A 1,480-nucleotide genomic window follows, 5' to 3' on the forward strand; every position below is an offset into this window, starting at 1 on the left:
CATCCTAGTTGCTCCATCGCGCGGTGCGCGACCCACGGCCCATGAAACGCTGTGTAATTGCGTGCGGCGTCCGGCACAGAGGTCGGTTTGTACTTGGTGCCTCGAACCCGAATCCTAGTTGGACCCGCGGCTCCACGAGCACCCCGTACTGTCGCCTCGGGCCTCGCGCCCCTGAGCACGCATTTCAGACTTCGATGACGTGGGCCGCACGCCGATGTCGCCGCGCATTGGAGGCGATCATGCAAGTCATCTATCCGCGCTGCGCGGGTCTGGACGTTCACAAGCAAACCGTGGTGGCGTGCGTGCGCATTGCCGGCGACGGCCCCCCATTGCAGGAGGTGCGCACCTTTGCCACGACCACCTCGGGCTTGTTGGCGCTGGCCGACTGGCTCGACTCGTTCGGCGTCGAGCAGGTGGGCATGGAGGCCACGGGCGTGTACTGGAAGCCGGTGTGGCACGTGCTCGAAGGCCACTTCGAGCTGGTGCTGGCCAACGCCGCGCATGTGAAGAACGTGCCCGGGCGCAAGACCGACGTCAACGACGCGATGTGGCTGGCGGACCTGCTGGCCCACGGCCTGATCCGCGCCAGCTTTGTGCCACCAGTGACTGTGCAGGAGCTGCGCACGCTCACGCGCACCCGCAAGCAGTTCGTGCGCGAGAGGAGCGCTCACGCCCAGCGCATCGAGAAGGTGCTCGAAGACGCCAACCTCAAGCTCAGCGTCGTGCTCAGCGACATCCTGGGCAAGAGCGGGCGTGCGGTGCTGCAGGCCATCATCGCCGGCCACAGCGACCCCGAGCACCTGATCTCCTGCATCGGTCGCGTCAAGGCCAGCCGCGCCGATTTGCTCGAAGCCCTGCGCGGACGCATCAGCGAGCATCACCGCTTCATGCTCAAGCTGCATCTGGGCCACATCGAGGCGCTGGACCAGGCCATTGCCGACATCGAAAAGGAGGTGGGCCTCGGGCTCGAGCCGTTTCGACAAGCCGCCAGGCTCCTGAGCACGATGCCGGGCCTGAGCGAGGTCAGCGCCCATGTGGTCGTGGCCGAGATCGGCATCGACATGTCGCGCTTTGCCACGCCTGGGCATCTGCTGTCCTGGGCCTGCATGTGTCCGCGCAACGACGAGAGCGCCGGAAAGCGCCGCAGCACCCGGCTGCGCCGCGGCGGCAAGTGGCTCAAGACCACGCTGGTGCAGGCCGCTTGGGCGGCCGTGAAGGTCAAGGGCGGCTACCTGCAGGCGCAGTTCCATCGCCTGCGCGCACGCCGTGGCGCCAAAAAAGCCATCATCGCCGTGGCCGCCTCGATGCTCACCGCCGCCTGGCACATGCTGCGCGACAGCACCGAATGGCACGACCTGGGTGCCGCTCACTTCGACCGCGCCGACGCTCACAAAACTGCCAACCGCCTCATCCGACGACTTCAGCAAATCGGCTACGCCGTGCAGGTCACTCCGACTTAAGTGAGGACGTTTCATTTCAG

Annotated in this window: 1 protein-coding gene; it reads left to right on the forward strand. The window is 66.2% G+C overall.

Annotated features, from left to right (window positions below; genetic code table 11):
• The first annotated feature begins 239 nt into the window (after window positions 1-239).
• Window positions 240-1,460 carry an IS110 family RNA-guided transposase gene (locus tag QTI17_RS34940; RefSeq protein WP_286538769.1) on the forward strand — a complete coding sequence of 407 codons (1,221 nt, stop codon included), beginning with the start codon at window positions 240-242 and terminating at the stop codon, window positions 1,458-1,460.
• The last annotated feature ends 20 nt before the right edge of the window (window positions 1,461-1,480 follow it).

Source organism: Variovorax sp. J31P179, from assembly GCF_030316985.1.
Classification (GTDB): domain Bacteria; phylum Pseudomonadota; class Gammaproteobacteria; order Burkholderiales; family Burkholderiaceae_C; genus Variovorax; species Variovorax ginsengisoli_B.

Bases quoted from the DNA above. Each gene is read 5' to 3' on its own strand.
- QTI17_RS34940 (WP_286538769.1), top strand. From the start codon at position 240: ATGCAAGTCATCTATCCGCGCTGCGCGGGTCTGGACGTTCACAAGCAA.